General features: G+C 61.9%; 13 protein-coding genes and 1 pseudogene. 5 read left to right on the top strand and 9 right to left on the bottom strand.

Annotated elements, in window-relative coordinates:
• Window positions 1–67: 67 nt before the first annotated feature.
• Together J3P86_RS05320 and J3P86_RS05325 are read left to right on the top strand one after the other, a co-directional pair.
• Window positions 68–670 (top strand): annotated as a pseudogene (locus J3P86_RS05320) (5-methyltetrahydropteroyltriglutamate--homocysteine S-methyltransferase); the annotation flags it as partial.
• A 135-nt stretch (window positions 671–805) separates the two neighbouring features.
• A complete protein-coding gene (locus J3P86_RS05325; RefSeq protein ID WP_434653554.1) occupies window positions 806–1,825 on the top strand; it encodes an alpha/beta fold hydrolase in 1,020 nt (339 codons plus the stop codon).
• A 169-nt stretch (window positions 1,826–1,994) separates the two neighbouring features.
• Here J3P86_RS05325 and J3P86_RS05330 read toward each other — a convergent pair whose 3' ends face one another.
• Window positions 1,995–2,876: a LysR substrate-binding domain-containing protein gene (locus tag J3P86_RS05330; protein ID WP_434699599.1), complete on the bottom strand. Its 882-nt coding sequence runs from the start codon at window positions 2,874–2,876 to the stop codon at window positions 1,995–1,997.
• Between the two features lie 110 nt (window positions 2,877–2,986).
• On the opposite strand from J3P86_RS05330, the gene J3P86_RS05335 reads away from it, so the two are divergent.
• Window positions 2,987–4,618 (top strand): 5-guanidino-2-oxopentanoate decarboxylase, encoded by a 1,632-nt coding sequence (locus J3P86_RS05335; protein WP_434700603.1) that lies wholly within the window; start codon window positions 2,987–2,989, stop codon window positions 4,616–4,618.
• 141 nt (window positions 4,619–4,759) lie between these two features.
• Here J3P86_RS05335 and J3P86_RS05340 read toward each other — a convergent pair whose 3' ends face one another.
• On the bottom strand, window positions 4,760–5,689 hold the full coding sequence (locus J3P86_RS05340) for an AraC family transcriptional regulator (protein WP_305496476.1): 930 nt from the start codon (window positions 5,687–5,689) through the stop codon (window positions 4,760–4,762).
• Between the two features lie 327 nt (window positions 5,690–6,016).
• On the opposite strand from J3P86_RS05340, the gene J3P86_RS05345 reads away from it, so the two are divergent.
• Both J3P86_RS05345 and J3P86_RS05350 read left to right on the top strand, forming a co-directional pair.
• Window positions 6,017–6,370, top strand: a complete 354-nt coding sequence (locus J3P86_RS05345; RefSeq protein WP_434625801.1) for a putative quinol monooxygenase — start codon at window positions 6,017–6,019, stop codon at window positions 6,368–6,370.
• Window positions 6,371–6,410: 40 nt separating this feature from the next.
• The gene (locus tag J3P86_RS05350) at window positions 6,411–6,644 is read left to right on the top strand and encodes a hypothetical protein (protein ID WP_434569659.1); all 234 of its coding nucleotides are present in this window, start codon (window positions 6,411–6,413) and stop codon (window positions 6,642–6,644) included.
• Between the two features lie 145 nt (window positions 6,645–6,789).
• Here J3P86_RS05350 and J3P86_RS05355 read toward each other — a convergent pair whose 3' ends face one another.
• The 7 genes from J3P86_RS05355 to J3P86_RS05385 all read right to left on the bottom strand — a co-directional run bounded on the left by J3P86_RS05355 (window position 6,790) and on the right by J3P86_RS05385 (window position 20,074).
• Window positions 6,790–7,410 (bottom strand): flavin reductase family protein, encoded by a 621-nt coding sequence (locus tag J3P86_RS05355; protein WP_434625799.1) that lies wholly within the window; start codon window positions 7,408–7,410, stop codon window positions 6,790–6,792.
• Window positions 7,411–7,590: 180 nt separating this feature from the next.
• Complete coding sequence (locus J3P86_RS05360; RefSeq protein ID WP_434699600.1) at window positions 7,591–7,809, bottom strand: hypothetical protein; 219 nt, start codon at window positions 7,807–7,809, stop codon at window positions 7,591–7,593.
• Between the two features lie 136 nt (window positions 7,810–7,945).
• Window positions 7,946–9,265, bottom strand: a complete 1,320-nt coding sequence (locus J3P86_RS05365; protein ID WP_305496467.1) for an MFS transporter — start codon at window positions 9,263–9,265, stop codon at window positions 7,946–7,948.
• 289 nt (window positions 9,266–9,554) lie between these two features.
• Window positions 9,555–10,889, bottom strand: a complete 1,335-nt coding sequence (locus tag J3P86_RS05370; protein WP_434699601.1) for a sigma-54-dependent transcriptional regulator — start codon at window positions 10,887–10,889, stop codon at window positions 9,555–9,557.
• Complete coding sequence (locus J3P86_RS05375; RefSeq protein ID WP_434699603.1) at window positions 10,882–12,648, bottom strand: sensor histidine kinase; 1,767 nt, start codon at window positions 12,646–12,648, stop codon at window positions 10,882–10,884. The genes J3P86_RS05370 and J3P86_RS05375 overlap by 8 nt, the downstream gene beginning before the upstream one ends.
• 176 nt (window positions 12,649–12,824) lie before the next feature.
• Window positions 12,825–15,671 carry an RHS repeat-associated core domain-containing protein gene (locus J3P86_RS05380; protein ID WP_434699605.1) on the bottom strand — a complete coding sequence of 949 codons (2,847 nt, stop codon included), beginning with the start codon at window positions 15,669–15,671 and terminating at the stop codon, window positions 12,825–12,827.
• Window positions 15,668–20,074, bottom strand: a complete 4,407-nt coding sequence (locus J3P86_RS05385; RefSeq protein WP_434699607.1) for a SpvB/TcaC N-terminal domain-containing protein — start codon at window positions 20,072–20,074, stop codon at window positions 15,668–15,670. Before J3P86_RS05385 ends, J3P86_RS05380 begins: the two co-directional genes overlap by 4 nt.
• Window positions 20,075–20,142 lie beyond the last annotated feature (68 nt).

Here is a 20,142-nt window from a genome sequence, read left to right on the forward strand (position 1 = left end):
CATGGCCCTGGCCCATACCCTCGGTTTTCTTCGCATCGGCGCCGATCGCCGCCCCGTGCGGCAAGCCCACAACCGGGTTCCGGAGTTTACCGCCGGGCAGACCTTCGCGCTGAGCTGGGAGCACCTGTTCGACGAGGTCGACGAAGCCCATGCGCTGGGGCATCGAGTCAAGCCGGCGATCATCGGCCCGCTGACGTACTTGTGGCTGGGCAAGGCCAAGGGCGGTGACTTCGACAAACTCGACCTGCTGGAAAGCCTGTTGCCGGTTTACGGCGAAATCTTCAATCGCCTCAAGGCCCAGGGCGTGGAGTGGGTGCAGATCGATGAACCGATCCTCACCCTCGACCTGCCGCTGGCCTGGCGAAGCGCCTTCGAGCGGGCCTACCACATCCTCCAGTATTCACCGCTGAAAAAATTGCTGGCGACCTGTTTCAGTGGCCTGCAAGACAACCTCGGCCTGGCGGCGGGCCTCCCGGTGGATGGGCTGCACGTCGACGCCGTGCGTGCGCCGGAACAACTCGGCCAGGTGCTCGATCGCCTGCCGACCTACAAGATCCTGTCGGTGGGCCTGGTCAATGGCCGCAACGCCTGGCGCTGTGAACTGGAACAGGCGCTGGCACAATTGCGACCGGCCCGGGAACGCTTCGGCGAGAACCTTTGGGTCAGTACCCTCGCCACGTGTGCTCAGGGCTTCAGATAACCACTCGGCAATCTTCATCAAACTGTCACGCAACTGTGGCAGCGCGCTTGAACAAACTTCATCAGACTTGCGCTCTATTGGGGTTCTGCGTTCTGGTGTTTGTTCATGCGTGTATTCATTTTTCTGGCCGCATTGTTGTGCGGCCTGCCGTCGTTGGCGGCTTCTCGTTGTGATGTCAATGTCGCGACCCAACGGGTCGACCTGGACCAGGTAAGCCTGGCGTACCAGAGCATCGGCCGTGCTTCGGATCCCGCGCTGCTGCTGGTGATGGGGCTGGGCGGTCAGTTGATCCATTGGCCGGACGAAGTGGTGGTGGCGCTGTGCGAACAGGGTTTCCGGGTGATTCGCTACGACAACCGGGATGTGGGCCTGTCCGCCTGGCGCCAGGCCCCAGGCACTGCCAACCTGACCTTCGAAGCCTTGCGCTACAAGCTTGGCTTGCCGGTGGCCGCGCCTTATACCTTGACCGACATGGCCGCCGATGGCCTGGGCTTGATGGATGCCTTGCAGGTGCAAAGCTTCCATGTACTGGGCGTAAGCATGGGCGGGATGATCGCCCAGCACATGGCGGCGATGGCGCCGCAACGGGTCGAGAGCCTGACCCTGATCATGACCAGTTCCGGCGCCGCAGGCTTGCCGGCGCCCAGTGAAACGCTGGTGCAGTTGCTGTCACGACGCAGCGCGCCGAATCGTGAAGTGGCGCTTGAGCAACAGGCCGACCTGCTCGCCGCGCTGGGCAGCCCGATGGTGGTCGATGACCGGCAGGCCTTGCTGCATCAAGCCGCCGTGGCTTACGACCGGGCCTTCAACCCCGAAGGTGTGAAGCGTCAGATCATGGCAATCCTGGCCGAGCCGAGTCGGGTGGCGCTGCTCAATCAATTGCAGGTGCCGACCCTGGTGGTCCATGGCACCGCCGATCCGTTGCTGCCGGTGATGCATGGTGTGCATCTGGCGGCGCATATTCGCGGCAGCCAGTTGAAACTGATCCCAGGCCTGGCCCATCGCTTTCAAGAGGCCTTCAAGGAACCCTTGCTGGGCGCGGTGTTGCCCTACTTGCAGCAGCACCGCGAAGACACCTCGCACTGGGCGCAGATCGAGCCGGCGCAGGCACCTAATCTGCTTTAACTCATGCCGAGGCGCTTTTGTGGCGAGGGGATTTATCCCCGCTGGGTTGCGCAGCGACCCTAAAGCTTGGCGCCCAGGTGTGTCAGGCAGACCCCATCGCAATGCTAGGGCCTGCTGCGCAGTCCAGCGGGGATGAATCCCCTCGCCACAAGGGGGGGCTTCAGGGCGGCTAGCGTCGGTGAGCTTCCTCCACCAGCCATTCCATCAGTTCCTGCAACTGGCCAGACACCTGGGCTTTGCGCGGATGAACCAGGTGATAACCCAGCCCGGTCCTGACCTTCAATTCGAACGGCGCCACCAGCCTGCCGGCGCTGAGGTCGTCGCCGATCAGCGACCAGTCGCCAATTGCCACGCCTGTGCCTTGAGACGCCATGGACATCGCCAGGTCCAGGGTTTCGAAATGCTGGCCCTTGCTGACGTTGTTCAGGTGGACGCCGGCCTCGGCGAGCCAGGCGTTCCAGTCGCGCTCGTCGGTGGTGGGGTGCAGCAGCAAGTGCTGTTGCAGGTCGGCGGGCGAGCGCAACGGTGCGGGGCCTTCCACCAGCGGCGGGGAGCAGACCGGCGTCAGTTGTTCATCGAACAGGTGCAGGCGGGCCAACGAGGCATCGGGCGGCGGGCCGTAGACGACCGCCGCGTCGAAGGTTTCCTGTTGGAAATTCACGCCGTGCCGGACCGTGGTGGTCAGCTCCACCGGCACGTCTGGCCGCTCCTTTTGCCATTGCAACAGGCGCGGCAGCAACCAGCGCATCACGCAGGTCGGCGCCTTGAGTTGCAGGGCCTGGCGTTTCTCGCCGATCTGCTCCAGCGCCTCGCCGATCAGGCCGAACACCTGCTGCACCCGCGGCAGCCACGCCTGGCCTTCGGCGGTCAGGCTCAGGCCACGCGCCTGGCGGTGAAACAGCGCGTAACCCAGGTGCGCTTCCAGTCCGGCAATTTGTCGGCTCACCGCACCTTGAGTGATATGCAGCAGTTCCGCCGCGCGGGTGAAATTGCAACATTGGGCGGTGATCAGGAAGGTGTGCAGCGCCGGCAGCGGAGGAAGTCGTTTCATTGAGGCCAAGCCATGACTTGAAGACATGGCTAGTATGACTTTTTATCGATTGTTGTCGCTATGGCCCGACCGTTCCAATAACGCCATTCCCGAAGAAAAAGGCGATGGCAATGGCGACGTGCGGCGAAGTATTGGTCAAGTTACTCGAAGCTTATGGTGTGGAGCAGGTGTTTGGCATTCCTGGCGTGCACACCGTCGAGTTGTATCGCGGGCTGGCCAGTTCGAGCATCCGTCATGTGACGCCGCGTCACGAGCAAGGCGCCGGGTTCATGGCCGACGGTTATGCGCGGGTCAGCGGTAAGCCGGGGGTGTGTTTCATCATCACCGGGCCGGGCATGACCAACATCGCCACCGCCATGGGCCAGGCTTATGCCGACTCGATCCCGATGCTGGTGATCTCCAGCGTGCAGTCGCGCAGCCAGTTGGGCGGCGGGCGCGGCAAGCTGCATGAGCTGCCGAACCAGAGTGCGCTGGTGGGCGGCGTGGCGGCGTTTTCCCATACGTTGATGTCGGCTGCCGAGTTGCCCGGCGTGTTGGCCCGCGCCTTTGCCGTGTTCCAGGCCGGGCGCCCACGGCCGGTGCACATCGAAATCCCGCTGGACGTGCTGGTCGAGGACGCCGATGCGCTGTTGTGCAGCGCACCGGTGCACGTCAGCCGCGCCGGGGCTGCGCCAGACGCCGTGGAGCAGATGGCGGCATTGCTGGCGACGGCCAGACGGCCACTGATTCTTGCCGGCGGGGGCGCCATCGATGCAGCAGCCGAATTGACCGAACTGGCCGAACGCCTCGGTGCACCGGTGGCGTTGACCATCAATGCCAAGGGCTTGCTGGCGTCCTGGCACCCGTTGCTGATCGGCTCTACCCAGAGCCTGGTCGCGACCCGTGCGTTGGTGGCCGAGGCCGATGTGGTGCTGGCCATCGGCACCGAACTGGCCGAGACCGACTATGACGTGACCTTCGCCGGCGGCTTCGAGATTCCCGGTGCGCTGCTGCGCGTCGACATCGACCCCGACCAGACCGTGCGCAATTACCCACCGAAACTGGCGCTGGTGGCCGATGCGCGAAGTGCTGCTCGCGCCTTGCTCGACGCGCCGAGCCTGCAAGCGCCCGCCGCACGCCAGGACGACTGGGGAGTGGCGCGTGTGGCGCGGCTGTGGGCTGAACTCGACCGGCAATGGGACGCACCGACTCGCGCCCAGACCGTGTTTCTCGACAGCGTTTTACAGACGCTGCCCGAGGCGGTCTTTGTCGGCGACTCCACCCAGCCGGTGTACACCGGCAACCTCACTTTCAATCTCGAACAGCCGCGCCGCTGGTTCAACTCCTCGACCGGCTACGGCACCCTCGGCTACGCATTGCCGGCGGCGATCGGCGCCTGGCTTGGCGGTGTCGATAACGCCCATGGACGCCCGCCGGTGGTGTGCCTGATCGGCGATGGCGGCCTGCAATTCAGCCTGCCGGAACTGGCCAGCGCCGTGGAAGCGCGGGTACCGGTGATCGTATTGCTGTGGAATAACCAAGGCTACGAAGAGATCAGGAAGTACATGGTCAACCGTGCCATCGAACCGGTGGGCGTGGACATCTACACGCCGGATTTCATCGGCGTCGCCAAGGCGTTGGGCTGTGATGCCGAGGCGGTTGAGGATGTGCCGTCATTGCGGGTGGCGTTGCTTGCTGCACGTGAGCGGCGGGGGCCGACGTTGATCGAGATTGATCAGGACCTTTGGGCGGCGAAGTATTGAGGTGCCTTTACTGGCCCCATCGCGAGCAAGCTCGCTCCCACATGGGAATCTCTGTTGGCTATAAATGTTGCGTTCACCGCCGATCCCTGTGGGAGCGAGCTTGCTCGCGATGAGGCCGGCCCAGTCAGCACAAAGTACAGATCAAACGGTCATCCGCAACCGCGCCAGATCCCTCAGCGGCGGCGCGCCGAACAGCCGGCTGTATTCGCGGCTGAACTGCGACGGGCTTTCATAACCCACGCGATACCCTGCCGCCGAGGCTTCCAGCCCTTCGGCCAGCATCAGGCGACGGGCTTCCTGCAGGCGCAATTGCTTCTGGTACTGCAACGGGCTCATGGCGGTCATTGCCTTGAAACGATGGTGCAGAGTCGAGACGCTGAGGTTGACTTCCCGGGCCAGGTCGTCGATGCGCAGCGGCTGTTCGAAATGGCCGTTGAGCCATTTGATCGCCTGGCTGATGCGATGGCTCTGGCTGTTGGCAATGGCGATTTCATACAGCCGGTAGCCTTGCGGGCTGCGCAGCAGGCGATAGAGGATTTCCCGGCGCACCAGTGGCGCGAGCATGGCGATGTCTTTCGGGCTGTCCAGCAACCGTGCCAGGCGCAGCACGGCATCGAGCATCGGCGTGTCCAGGCGTTCGACATACAGGCCGCGGCCAGCGGGGCGGGTCGGTACGCCCAAGGGACCGGCGTCGGCGATCAGCGCGGTGATTTCCGCCGGGTCGATGTCCAGGCGCAGCGCCAGGATCGGCTGTTCGGGCGAGACGTCGGCGATGCACCCGCTCAATGGCATCGAGACCGAGACCACCAGGTAGTGCAACGGGTCGTAGTTGAACAGTTCGTCTGCCAGGCGCACCTGCTTGCTGCCCTGGGCCATGATGCACAGCGCCGGTTGGGCCAGCACCGGGGCAAATTTATGCGGCTGGCTGTGGCGCGACAGGTGCAGCGAGCCGATGGCGGTGGCGTAGCTGCCGTCCTCGCTGGTATTGCGTTCGATGATCGATGCCAGCTCGGCGCGCTGTTGTTCCAGGTAAGTGTCCAGCGGGACGTGGGCGTGATCGAGTGGCGACATGCCGAAATCCTCGGATGATAGGGATGCGATGGACGCAGCTTAAATTTGTGCAAGGCGCAGCGGTAGCAACATCCTGTTGAAAGCTTGCCTGATCCTGCACGGCCTGTCGGATCGGGACGGTGCAACCTGCTCGAAACTTGCTTGAAACCTTTTGTTTCAAGTTGCGCTGTTTGTGTCGGTTCCAAGCCAGGTCGGCGGCATCTGCGGGCAGGATCGTGCAATGTGTCGGCAGGAATCGACTAACGAAGCTGGTGTCGGGGCGCTTAACCTTTGATCCTGTCGCAGCCCGTCCCCGGCTGCACAACGGATCACCTGGGAGGGTTGAACATGACTACACAGATCCCCGTCAGTCACATGGCTTTCGTGCGGGCACGAGCCGGCCGCAGCCAGCAATTGGGTGCGCGCCTGAGTACCTTGATCACCCCGTCGCGGCAAGCTCCCGGTTGCCTGCACTTCGCCTTGCAGCAATCGCAATGCGACGCCGACTTGTGGCTGGTGTCCGGGCTGTGGACCCACCAGCAGGCGATGGAGGCCTACTTCAATTCCCCGGCGATGGCGATCTTCGCCGAGCTGGTGCAGGACCTGGTGGTGAGCAGCCTGGATTTCCATACCTTTCGCGAAGTGTCTGCCGCCAAGGCGACCGAAGGGTGCATGGCGAAGGTACACAAACTGGCCGGTTGAAGGTTTAATGACGGTCATTCCAACCGCCAGGATGCGCATTATGGCACGCAAAGCCTTTGAAACTTTTGAAGCTGTTTCCGCTGTTGTTCCCAAGGAGGGTGGCGGCTATTACGCAGCCATCGCCACCAAGGCCATCGGCAGTCCCGACAAGCCTCGCTTCAACAAAGTGCTCGAAGAGCAGACGTTCGAGACTGCTTTCAAAGCCGATGAAGCGGCTGCCCAGCAGTTGACTCACCTGCAGGGTGTCGATGGCGAAGGCGGCCTGATCTGGTAATCGCATTTCTAGGTTGTTTTCGTGGCGAGGGGATTTATCCCCGCTGGGGCGCGTAGCGGCCCTGAGACCAGCCGCCTTGGCGTATCAGATGTTCCGCTTTGGGGGCTGCTACGCAGCCCAGCGGGGATAAATCCCCTCGCCACATTTACTTCGGGCGATGCATCCTGAACAACGCCTCCGGCCCCAGCTGGAAATAATCCGCCGGCCCGCCACCACGCAAAATCGGCTCGGCGGCGGCGGTGTCGTATACCCCATCCTTCAACAGCCACTTGGCGATGTGCACGGCGACGACTTCGCCGAGGATCAGCCAGCTCGGTACAAGTGCCTTGTCGGCACGTTGCAGTTGGATGATCTGCGTGACTTTGCATTCGAAGGATACCGGGCTCTCTGCCACGCGCGGCACCTGGATCACCCGCGACGGGGCGGTTGTCAAACCTGCCAGTTCGAACTCATCGACCTCTGGCGCGACCATTGCGCAGCTCTGGTTCATCTGCTCGGCCAGCGGGCGGGTGGCGAGGTTCCAGGCGAACTCCCCGGTCTGCTCGATATTGTTCAGGCTGTCTTTGCGCCCGACACTTGAGAAACCGATGATCGGCGGAACGTAGTTAAAGGCGTTGAAGAAACTGTAAGGCGCCAGGTTCAGGCGTCCTTCGCCGTCCTGGGAAGAAATCCAGCCAATGGGCCGTGGACCGATGATCGCGTTGAACGGATCGTGTGGCAGGCCGTGACCGTTGGCGGGTTCGTAGTAATGGATGTCATCGGGCATGAAGGCGTAGGTCCTGGGATCGGTTTGAACGGTATCCGAGGATAGTGCAGGCGCCGACCGGTTTTGTCAGCAACCCAGAACCCGTGTGGGAGCGAGCCTGCTCGCGAAAGCGTGGGATGCCGACTGTGCCATTGTCTTCGCGAGCAGGCTCGCTCCCACAGTGTCGGGTGATGGCTGGAATCAGTTGGTGGACGCCGCATCGGCGCGGTCGGCGCCCTGTGTTGCGACGGTCGGCTCGGTGGCGTGATTTTCATCTTGTCTGGCAACAGCGGCCGAGCCGCTACGGTCATGGGTGCCGGCGATAAAAGCGGCGGTGCCGGTGCGGTCGAAGCCGTCGTCGGCAAAAGCGCTGGTGGCCAATACGGAGAGGGTCAGGGCGAAAATGAGTTGGGTTTTCATGGTCATGCTCCAATCAATGTTTTGATGGAGATGAGAATGAAGTGCGGTCATTAAGTGAGAATTAATCTCGAAAACCTGGAACGAAAAAGGGGCCAACCCGGCGAGGTCAGCCCCTTCTGTTGCTACGCCTTGACTATCAGTCCGTCACGATCCGCGAGTGCTTGCGGGTGTCTTTCATGGTGATGTAGACCAGCAGCGATACCGCGATGCAGCCTGTCACGTACCAGTAGTAGCCAGTTTCCATGCCGATGCTCTTGAACCACAGCGCGATGTATTCGGCGGTGCCGCCGAAGATCGATACGGTCAGGGCATACGGCAGGCCGACGCCGAGGGCGCGGATCTCGGTAGGGAACAGCTCGGCTTTCACCACCGCGTTGATCGAGGTGTAGCCGCTGACGATGATCAGCGCGGCCATGATCAGGAAGAACGCGCCCCACCAGGTCTGGATGGTGTGCAGGGTGGTGAGGATCGGCACCGTGAACAACGTCCCCAGGATGCCGAAGGCAATCAGGATCGGCCGGCGACCGATCTTGTCCGACAGCCCACCGATGATCGGTTGCAGGCACATGAACAGGAACAGCGTGGCGGCGGAAATGGTGGTGGAGTCGGAGATGCTCATGCCGACGGTATTAACCAGGTACTTCTGCATGTAGGTGGTGTAGGTGTAGAACGCCAGCGTACCGCCCATGGTCAGGCCGACCACGGTCAGCAGTTCCTTGGGATGACGCATCAAGGTGCGCATCGCGCTTTCCTTGGCTTTTTCCTTCTTGGTGAACGACTCGGTTTCTTCCATGCCGCGACGCAGGTACAGCGCCACGACTGCGCACAGCGCGCCGATGGCGAACGGGATGCGCCAGCCCCAGGCGTAGAGTTGCTCGGTGGTGAGGACCTGCTGCAGCACGATCAGCACGCCGAGGGCGATGAGCTGGCCGGAGATCAGGGTCACGTACTGGAAGCTGGAGAAGAAACCACGTCGTTCCTTGGTCGCCATCTCGCTCAGGTAGGTGGCCGACGTGCCGTATTCGCCACCCACCGACAAGCCTTGGAGCAAGCGGGCGAAGACCAGCAGGATCGGCGCGCCGACGCCGATGGTTTCGTAGCTCGGGCTCAGGGCGATGATCAGCGAGCCGAAGCACATCAGGTACACCGAGGCCATCAACGCGCGTTTACGGCCGGCGCGGTCGGCGTACAGGCCCATCAGCCAGCCGCCGATCGGGCGCATCAGGAAGCCGACGGCGAAGATCGCGGCGGTGTTGAGCAGTTGGGCGGTGGTGTCACCCTTGGGGAAGAAGGCTTTGGCGAAGTACAACGAGAAAGCAGCGTAGACGTACCAGTCGTACCACTCGACCATGTTGCCGACCGAGCCGCTGAAGATCGATTTGATCCGGCTGGCGGTGGTTCTTTCACGGGCGGGCACGGCAGCCGACCCAATGGGCAGGGCGTTGGAGTTATCCATTGAAGGATCCTTCGTTTAATTGTTTTTGTGGAGCGCGTGTGAACGCAGCCTGCCAGGGCTATAGCAGGAGCTGTGCCAGGTGGCGGAGGGCCGGTTTAGACGGGTTGATGGCAGCATATAAGCGGAAATCCGCTTATTGTGGCTAAGGGGTTGGGCGGAAATCCGCTTATCAAGTGATGTGTCGGGCGGCCTCTTCGCGAGCAGGCTCGCTCCCACATGGGTTCAGTATTCGCAGGTCCCTGTGGGAGCGAGCCTGCTCGCGAAGAGGGCAGAGCAGGCAGCGCAAAAATCAGCGCTCCTGCAAAAACATCTCCCGATTCAACCCATGCCGCTGCATCTTTTCATTGAAGGTACGGCGCGGCAGTTGCAGTTCTTCGAGCACGGCTTTCACGTCGCCCTTGTGCCGCGTGAGGGCGGCGCGCAGGCATTGCGCTTCGAAGGCTTCCTGCCGGGCCGCCAGGGATTGGCCGGGCGCCGCGTCCTCGACGGGCAGTTGATCCAGGCCCAGCACCTGGCGTTCGGCGACGTTGGCCAGTTCGCGGACATTGCCTGGCCAGTCATGGCTGAGCAAATGGCTCAGTTGCGGGCCGCTCAGCGGCGTTGCCGGGCGGCCCAGGCGTTCGGCGGCGCTGTGGGCGAAATGTTCGAACAGCAGCGGAATGTCCTCGCGCCGTTCACGCAGCGGCGGCAGGCGCAGTTCGGCAATGTTCAAGCGATAGGCCAGGTCTTCGCGAAAGCGCCCGGCACGGGCTTCGTCCAACAGGTCCGGTTTGGTCGCGGCAATGATGCGCAGGTCCACCGGGATGCTCTGGTTGGAGCCCAGGCGCTCGAGTTTCTTTTCCTGCAGAACCCGCAGCAACTTGGCCTGTTGCGCCAGGGGCATGCTTTCGATTTCATCAAGAAACAGTGTGCCGCCATCGGCATATTCGAGCTTGCCGATGCGCTTGCCCTGGGCGCCGGTGAACGCGCCGCTTTCATGGCCGAACAGTTCGGCCTCGAACAGCGGCTCGGGAATGGCCGCGCAGTTCAGCGCCACGAAAGGCTTGCTCGCCCTTGGGCCGAAATCATGCAGGCAGCGGGCGACCAGTTCCTTGCCACTGCCGGTTTCGCCGCGAATCAACACGTTGACCGGCAGGGTCGCCAGGTCCAGCACCTGGCGGCGCAGGTTCTGCAAAGGCCGGGAGACGCCCAGCAGCGTGGTGTCCAGCCGGGCCCTGGCGTCGGCCTGCTCGTGCAGCCGGCGGTTCTCCAGCACCAGGAAACGTTTATCGAGGGCGCGATGCAGGCTGCCCAGCAGGGCTTCAGGGCTGAAGGGTTTTTCCAGGAAGTCGTAGGCCCCGTCGCGCATGGCTTCCACCGCCATCGGTACATCGCCGTGACCGGTCAACAGGATCACCGGCAGGTCGGGGTCGCGCTTGCGTACTTCGGCCAACAGTTCCAGGCCGCTGAGCCCAGGCATGCGCACGTCACTCAGGATCACCCCGGCAAAATTCTCCGGCAACTGCACCAGGCAGTCTTCGGCGCGGCTGAACAATTGCACGCGGAATCCGGACAGGCTCAGCCACTGCTCCACGGCACTGCGGATACTGCTCTCGTCATCGACGACTATGACCGAATCAAGCATGCAGCGGCGCCTCCGGATCGATGGGCAAGGTGACGCAGAATACCGCGCCGTTTTCGTGATTGCCCGCTGTCAGCCGCCCGCCGGATTCATGAATGATCGCAAACGACACCGCCAGGCCCAGGCCCAGGCCATCGCCGACGGCCTTGGTGGTGAAAAAGGGGTCGAACACCTGGGCCAGGTGCTCTTCGGCAATTCCGCCGCCGCTGTCTTTCACCGTCAGGCACCACAACTGCTCATCGGCCTGCAGGCGCACTTCCAGGCGCTTGATCGGTTGGTCGACCATCGCGTCGAGAGCGTTGCGCAGCAGGTTGATCAGCACCTGTTCGAGGCGGATCGCGTCGCCGCGAACCCAGGCCGGGCGGGCCAGGTGCAACACCGTGCTGACGTGTTCATCGCGCAGGCGTGTCTCCAGCAATTGCAGGGCCTGGTCGACCACCGCTGCCAGGTCCAGGCGCTCTCGCAGGCCGCTCGGGCTTTTGCGGGCAAAGGTTTTGAGGTGGCCGGTGAGGGCGGCCATGCGTGTGAGCATGTCATCCACCGGTTTGAGCGCCTTGTAGGCGTCATCGATCCGGCCATGGTCAAGCAACAGGCGCAGGGTCGCCAGCTGCATGCGCTGGGCGGTCAGCGGCTGGTTGATCTCGTGGGCCAGTGCCGCCGACATCTGCCCCAGGGCCGCGAGCTTGGCCGATTGCACCAGGCCGTCCTGGGCAGTGCGCAGTTCACGCGTGCGTTCCTCCACCAGCCGTTCGAGTTCCTCGCGGCTGCGTTGACGCAGTCTTGCCAGGCGCCAGCGCTGGTTGAGAAACAGCAACAGGAACACCAGCGCCAGCCACAACCCGGCGGCGGCGAGCCCGGCGTTGCGCAGGTCTTCAAAGGCGATCTGCGGCCTGCGCAACAAATGCAAGGTCCAGCCTTCGCCGGTCAACGGCAGGGATTCCCAGAGATAGTCCGCCGTGCCATCGGGCGCTTCGACCCGGGCCAGATGGCTGTTGTCGTCGAAGCGTCGCAGCGGATCGAAGGCCAGGGGCTGCAACGGTTGCTTGTCGTATTGACGGGTAGCCTTGAGTTCGGCGCGGTCGCTGTCGGCCAGTGGGCGCAGGTGGCGATAACGCCAGCCCGGCCGGTTGGCGATGAAAATGATGCCGCGCGCATCGCTGACCAACAGCGTGTCGCTGCCCTGGCGCCACTCGCGTTCGAGCTCCGGAAACTCCAGCTTCACCACCATGGCGCCGAGGAACTCGCCGTTGTCGCCGGTCACCGCGCTGGACAGGAAATAGCCAGGGATACCACTGGTCACGCCCACGGCATAAAACCGCCCGGTGCCTTGGGTGCGGGTCTGGAGGAAGTAGGGACGAAAACCATAGTTGTGGCCGACATAGCTGCTCGGCAGCCGCCAGTTGCTGGCCGCTACGGCCAGGCCGGTATGGTCCAGCAATTCCAGGGTGGAGGACTGCGCGGCGCCGTTGATCTTTTCCAGCTTGCGATTCAGTTCATCCTGTTGCGCCGCACTGACCGGGCCCTTCAGGGCATCGCGCAGTTGTGGGTCCAGCGCCAGCACGGAGGGCAGGGCGCGGTAGCGTTCGATCAGGGTGTGCAAGGAATTGGCGTACAACGCCAATTGTTGGCTGGCACGGCTGGCGTCTTCCTTCAGAGCCTCGCGTTCGGCGTGGCGTACGGCCAGGGTGGCGGCCAACGCTGCGCCGATTAGAATCAAAGCGATGGACAGGAGCAGGCGCAAGGTACGAGGAGTCGGCAGCATGCAGGCGCAAACCGGTAGAAGTCGGGGGGCGAACCATAGCATGTTGCTTGCGAGCACCAAACAGGCCTGGCGCGACGGCTCCCGGCGGGGCTGGCCACAAGCCAACGGCCTTTATCGTCACCAGGACAAACGTAAGGCCTTGTTACGGCAACTGACATTAGATGCAATGGCAGGGCCTAGTTGATGTACGGTCTGGCCAGGTCATTCCACTGTGAATGAGTTGTCGGCACCCATTCGGTCACGATGTCAAATTTCGGTAGATCGTCTGCAGCGTCCGAGGGTCCTCTAAGGATATTGGTGCAGTTGAAGCAGGCGGGAAAGCCTCGACCCAGTCCGTTCTTGCTGCCGGCAATCTTTTGAGTGATGACAAGTATTTGCGACGGGTCCGCCACCCCGGTCATGCTCTGCTGGATATTCAGCGCGACGTTCGCGCCGATGCTTTCAGCATGCAGTCCGGGAAGTCCCGCAGCCTTGGGAAGGTAGTTGTTGCCCGCACTGATGTGATTTTCGAGCCGCTGTTTGACCAGGGGATGCAACACCGGCGCCTCGTGTTCAATCCCCGTCAAGTTTGTCGGCGCTGAGTTTGATCCCTTGTAGAGTTTCATAGGGCGTTTAGCGTCATTGAACGTCTCAATGAGCTTGTTCTCCACAAAAGCTTCATAACGGGTGACATCTCCAAACTGGAATATGCCCCCCGAAGTCAGGAAATCTTCCTGGGAATTCTGAACTGGACCACGGGACACCTGAACGCCCTCGGACATAAGTTCCAGTGAGCCGGGTAGCGGAATGTTGTAGAGGTCCGTCAAATAATGGGGCTCCTCAGGGTCGCTACTAGGGATCTCAAAACCTGCATGCGCACTCAGTACGTCTCTACCGGATTTACTGAATAACTGCGCCTCTGGATGTTTTTCGTAATGCTCCTCCCGTGCCTTGAGTTTTTTGGCGTTTGAACCCTTGATCTGGCTCTCATTAAACGGGGCATCTCCTCCTCCTATTATGTGCTGAGTGCGGGGGCTCATCTTGTTCATGAGCTGCTCTCCTTTTATTTTAATCAGCCCCAGGTTGTCGCTATAGCGAATGGGGTTATTCCCCACCATCGCATACAAATTCAACCCATCCACCGGCCCCGCCGGGTCCGGGTTGATCCAGCGCATCATCCAGGGTGCGTAATAACGAAACCCGTAGTAATAAAGCCCACTGGCATCACGCTCCTTGCCGGAGTAACGAACCGTCTTGTAACTGGCCTGCACTTGTAAATCTGCCGCCCACCACGCTGTGCCGCCAAAGGGGTAATAACCTTCGTGACTGATGAGCAGGGCGTTCTGGTCCAGTTCCTTGACCAACGAACCCAGATGATCTTCAAGGCTGTAGCGCAGCTGGCCTTGATCGATTTCAGCCGGGCGGCGTTTGACCCAATACAATCCGCGTACGTTGGACGCCGGGCCTTGCATCGTGCAGACGTGCAGTTCTTCACTGTCGTCCAGGGTACGGATTTGCAAACCCGGCAAATAACGCACGTCTCGCACATGGACGACGGATGCGGCCTGAGTGTTTTGCCGTTTGCGCATGCGACTGCCCTGGGCGTCGTAGGTGTAGTGCTCGGCGTCGTCTTCGGCATTTTCGCGTTGAACCTGGGTCACTTTCTGCAATTGACTGCGCCGGTTCCAAGTCAAGTGATGCCCGGAGAAGGGCAGACTCAGTTGATTGCCGCCGGCATCGAAGTCCAGATTGTCGCCGTGAGAGGCTTCGCCCTTTTGCCATTGTCGGCAGCGGTTGCTTGACGGGTCCATGGTCAGGCGCAGTGTGTGCGCCTGGCCAGGGGCCGCGCTGCTGTGGATCAATTTCTGCAGATTGCCACCGTGGTCATACTCGTAGCGTTGGGTGTACGGGGTTCTCAGGGTCAGATCGGAGGGCGGGACGAGCCCCGGCAATCCCGGATGCGTGCCTGCCCCGGACATTTCCAGTCCCGTGGCGCTTTCCAGGCGATAGAGGGTGTCATACAAAAAGGTCCGAGCGCCTTCGCTGCGCTGGTTGGCGTGGTACCGCACGACATGGGTGTGGTCGGTAATGGACGTGACATTGCCGACGAGGTCGTAGAGGTAACTCAAGTGTTGGTGGATATCGCTGCCTTTCGTGGCCTTGAGCTCAGTCAGGCGTCCGTCGGCCGGGTCATAGAAAAAGGTCGTAATGATGCCGTTACCGGCGGTGTATGCCTGGCGCTGGCCTGCGGCGGAGTATTGGAACTCATGGGCGATCAGCTCGGCCGTCGGGCTGTCGCTCCATTGCAAATGTACGCTCTTGGGTTGTCCTGCCACATCGAGTTCGATGTGTTGGTTGTGCCCCTTGGCATCCGTCTGGCCCAAGGCATCCCCCACGGCGTCGTAGCGCCAGCGTGTGTCGTAGCGGGCAGGCTCCAGCAAATCCTCGCGTCCAGCTTCATCGTCCGCCCAGTCGGGTAGCATCAGCGTGTCCAGGAAGCGTTGTCCTTGATCCAGCGGCAAGCCTGCCAGCGAAAAGTCGTCAACGGTGACAAGCCCGGCCGTGTCGTAGTGCTCCACCAGTTGGCCGCATCGATTGTGCAGGGCGTCTTCGGTCGAACGACTGGCGTAGCGCAGGAGGCCAACCGTGGCCCAGGCCTCGTCGTGGTCGCGTTCGCGGATCCGCGTGGGCCGTAACTGCGAGTCGTATTCGGTCTGTTGCTCACTGCCACGGGGATCCCAGCTGTGCAGGCGCTGGCCGGCCAGGCCAGGCAACTCGCAACGAAGTCCCGCATCGATGTTTTCAGTGCGCAGCGGTGTGCCCGACAGGCTGTAAATGCTGTGCAGGCTGACGGTTTCCGTGCCGTGAAAGCGAGGGTCCCATTGGTCGACGATGCGCCCGGCGACGTCATACGCCTGGGCGGTGACTAACGTTTGGGTTTCGTCGCGGGCCGTACCGCGCAGGTAATCCACCCGCCGAACCGGTCCTGCCCGCCCGTCGAACACCGCCACGGCCGGAGTCTTGCGATGAGCTTCCGTGTTCACTTGGCAGCCGTCGGCTCTGTATCGTTGTAATCGTGATCGCACTGGTACCACGGATGGTAGACATGCCAGGCTTCATGCCCCTTGGCATTGACGATCTTGACCAACCGCCCCGGCGGGTCATAGAACTGCTGGTCGTGATGGCCGTGTTCGCGCAAAGAGGCACCATTGATGTAGCGCCAGGCATCGGCAAAATAAGGTCGGTAGACCCGCGTTACCAAACCTTTGTTGTTGTACTCGACCCGTTCGCTGACACGCCACCGAGGGTTGGCCTCATGCTGGATCGGTCGCTCTTCGTCGTCCAAACGCAGCAAGCCGTCCTTGGCCACGGCATAGGCTTGTCCAGGCTCGACCAATTGCTTGCTTTGCAAGGGGCGGCCGAAACCGTCGACTGCGCTGAGGGCGATGCGGATCTGTCGCAATGGATCATCCGGATAGCGGTCGGCGCTCAGCACGACGCTGTGGGCCGGTTCTCGGGCCGCTGCCTGGATCAGTGCCCAGAGCGATTCTTCGTCAGGGGTACGCGTTTCGAGTTGGGCCAGGCGAGCGCGTGCCGAGGCGCGGATGTGACCACTGGGCAGCAGGTAGCAGGCGCTGATCCACTCGTCGCGTATCTCCGACAGCTCCAGCGCACCCATCCAGCTCCTATCCTCGATACGCACGGCGCTGGCGATTCTTCCCAAGGTGCCCGCCGGGTCTTCTACGGCGTGACCCAGCGTGAGGTCTTCGGGCGGCTGATAATTTTCAATGGCGTCGAAGCCCGCTGCGACACCACCTTCGGTGCCATGGAAGGTGACGCCCAGAGGAACCCCGTCCGGGCCGTAGAGCGCTTGCTGAATATTGCCGTTGGCATCGGTGATTTTCCGCGGCAACAGCGAGTGGTAGTCGTAGTTGACGAGGGTCGTGCAGCCGTCCGGCAGGGTGACGCTCGTTGTCAGCAAATGATAGGCATCGTAGGTGACGGTCGTGAGGCCATGGCTTTGCGTCTCTTGCAGGGCGGTGACCTGGAAAAAACCGGCGAGGTCGCTGTAGGTGGCGAAGCCGACCTTCTTCGACCAGAGGTTCTCGTTCGCGTCTTCGTCGGGATATTCCGGCATGAACAGCGCCATGGGCTCGAAACCAATCGTGCGCAGCTCTGTGCGAATGTCGAAGGGTGGGGGCACGGCAACGTAGGCTTCCAGCGCCTGCTCGTCGAACTCGGCGACTTCCAGCGGGCCGCGCAAGGCCTGGAACAGGGAAGCGCCCGATTCATCCTGCTCGTAGGTTTGCTTCTCAAGGGCCATCAGCACTCTGGCAGTGTTCCATTGCTCTGAATCCTGGTGCTCCAGGAACTGTTCGTAGCTGACCTGACGCGGGGCCAACCCTGTGGGCAGCTCACCTTTAGGAAGTTGCAGCCCGTTGGTTCGGGCGCGCCACGGCAGGCCTAGACGCTGACGAGCCTGGTCAGCGGTGAGGTGATGATATTCAGCCCGACTCTCGACGATGTGGAATACCTGCTGTTGCTCATCATGGGCATCGCGCCACCAGGTCTTTTCGTATTCATCCGCGAAGGGGGGTTCGTTCTCCGGCCCCAGGCGGCGGGCGTAATGAACGGTGAAACCATGGGTCGTATGGCCGTAGATGTCCCAGGCCAGATTGATGCTGTGCCGGGCTTGCGGGTCGTTGATAAACCCGTCGTATTGATGGCTGACCGATTCCACCGCCAGCACCAGCAGGCTCTTGTGCCCGCTGTGGGGTTGGCGCAACAGGTAACGTTGTTGCGTCACGGTGTAGGGTTCGAGCATGTCGATTGATTCGGCATGATGGGTCTCGGTACGCAGTACTTGGCCGCCCAGGGCGTAGGCCATTTCCCTTGCGGTGTCCGGGTCGGCAGCGATGATCTCGTCGGCTCCGTCCGACTCATGAAGCCGAGTCAGCAACGTCAGGCCAAGAGGCGGTGCGTCGAGGTCAGCTTTGAAACAATCCTTGAGGGGCTGGTCGACGGTGCGACCGGTGTGGAACCACGTCTTGGCCAGCACCGGCGCGGTGAAGTCGGCCGTCGCGGGGCCCTCGGGTTGCTCGCTGTCGAACTGATACAACCGGCCAAAACCTCGGAACTCACGGTGATAGCTGTCGTAATCGCCCTCGAGATAGGTGAAGCGCTGAGTCAGGCAATTTCCGGTGATTTCGTCCAGCTGTTGTTGGCGCGCCACCAGCGGCAGGGCCATGGGAAGGTAGCAATCCAGTGGTTCGTTCGAAGCCACCCTTTGGGCTTTTTCGTCCAGCCAGAACTGCGCACTGCTGCGATAGGCCAAGGTGCTTTTGCAGCCCATGTTGTTATTGGTGAGGCTGAGCAGATAGGGCCGCGTCGCAACAAAGTCATAGCGCCAATGCCGGGGTTTCAAGCCCGGGGTGTGATGGGGCACGCTCAGGACCAGGCTGGCGCAGCCCAAGCCTTGCAGATCGGCCAAGGTAACCTGGCAGAGGTTGTCATAGCGCACACCGTCGGGCCAGGCTACCTGCGTCGGTATTTGCTCCAGGCCATTGCCGCCGTGGTTGAAGTAGATCTCAAAACAATCGCTGCGCAGGTAGATCAGTGCCGGCGCCCCGGAGCCATCCAGATCGGCGATCCGAACCCGCTCGGCATCGAACTCGAGGTAGGTAAAAGGCAGGGCACTCATCACAAAGCCCTTGCCGAAACGCCCATGGCCCAGGTTCGGCCAACACTTGATTTCATCGCAGCGAATACGGCACAGGTCGGAGCTGTCGCTGCCCAGCATATTGCCGAACAGCACCAGCTCGCTGCGCGCATTGCTGAACAAGGGTAGGACGCTGTCCGGCTCATGTGCAATGTCCACACCCGGGGCGAACCCCTGTTCACGAAGATTGGCGTACAGCCGCACGCTTTTGGGGCCGATCATGGCCAGCGAACGCAGTCCGTCGCCGACCAGGTCGCCCAACTGCGCGGCGGGGTGCAAGAACTCCGTGGGGAAACGCTTGAAGTTCGTGAAGGCTGACCAACTGCGGTCCGGGTTGAGGGTATAAAAGCCGCTCATGCCCGGCCGGGCGATGACCCAATTGAGGCGACCGCTACCGGTCAGGTCGGTGAGCACTTGCATTACCGCCGAGTTGTCGGCGGCGACCGGGATGCTGGGCAAGAGCGACCATGGGCCATAGCCGATCTCATCGCTTCTATCGCCAGTTGGGCGCTCAGGTTCGCGGTAATACCAACCGTTGCTGTAGCGGCACAAGAAGCCAGGAATGCCTTCGCCGTACAGGTCGACACATTGGTAGTGCAAGCCGTCTTCCAGGGCGGGCATGGTCTGGAGAGCGAAGAACGGTTTGGGGTCGTGGTTCAGGTCGAAAACGCTGTAGTCCAATTCAACGGGCGGAGCGTTCTGCACCCTGCTTTCTGCGTCCCATGCTTGATAATGGGCGGCAGTCAGCAGGCTGTAGTCCAGGTCGGTGGAGGTATATTCCAGCAACAGTCGCCGCACCAGTGCAGGTTCGGCGTCGGCGGGGAAACGGTGGAACATCAACGCCTGGTGGCAAAGGCGCCGAGTGCCGACTTCGAAACCGTACCGGTAGGCATGGACCGGATCGCTGCGCAGTAGCCAGTCATCCTCGGGAGGAGGCGCCCAGGCAGGCTTTTCCTCAAGATCGAGGGAGCGTTGTCCGTAGTCCAGTACCAAATGAAAGTGCCAGTCCAGCGTTGCCGGGTCTGCTTCTTCGAAGCAGTAGAAGGTGTCGCTGGCCGTCGCGTTGCCGTAGCAGACCCGGACCAGGTAGCGTTGGGCGCCGTAGTCATGCGGGTCATCGGACTCAGCGGGATCGCTCGCATACTCATAGTAGATGTGCTCGCCCAACGGGCTGACTTCCTCCAGCAATAGCCACTCGGCGATGCGCAAAGGGGCTTGCGGGTCGGCAATGCGCGACTCTGGTCTTTTACCGTAGCAATACAACTTGCCGTTGCTGCCCTGTACGCGCCAGAACGGTAGGCTATCGGAGGTCCAGAGTTCATAAATGTCGAAGGTGCTCTCGATCCTGGGGTAATAGCGCACCACCTCGAACGTACGGTCGCCCACCCTGCGGCTGGTCCGCCCCTCAAGGTCAGGCCAACGATCTACCCCGTCGGGGCCGACCATGACATCGTCATCCTTGTAATGCGGTACGCCCTTGAGAGTTTTGCGCGTAATGCTGGGGATAGACAACTGCATGCCGATGCCGAACGTGCCGTTGCCGCTCTGGCTGTTGTAGTGCAGCGCCATGGTGGGCGTCAGGTGCCGGGCGCTGGACACGGGCAGCGGCAACTCAATGGATGCGGCCCCTCGTGTGCCAACGGGGCCGAGGCCGTTGCCAATGGCGGCGATTGACGCGCTACCGGCGATGGTGGGTGTGATGATTTGGAGGGGCGCTTGCTCTGCCATTGACGTTCATCCCTTTGACCGCGCCAGGGTTGAATCCCGACCAGGGTGAGAATGCCAAGAGAGGGCGA

Origin of the sequence: Pseudomonas sp. D1-1 (assembly GCF_051132225.1) — a bacterium.
Lineage (GTDB): Bacteria > Pseudomonadota > Gammaproteobacteria > Pseudomonadales > Pseudomonadaceae > Aquipseudomonas.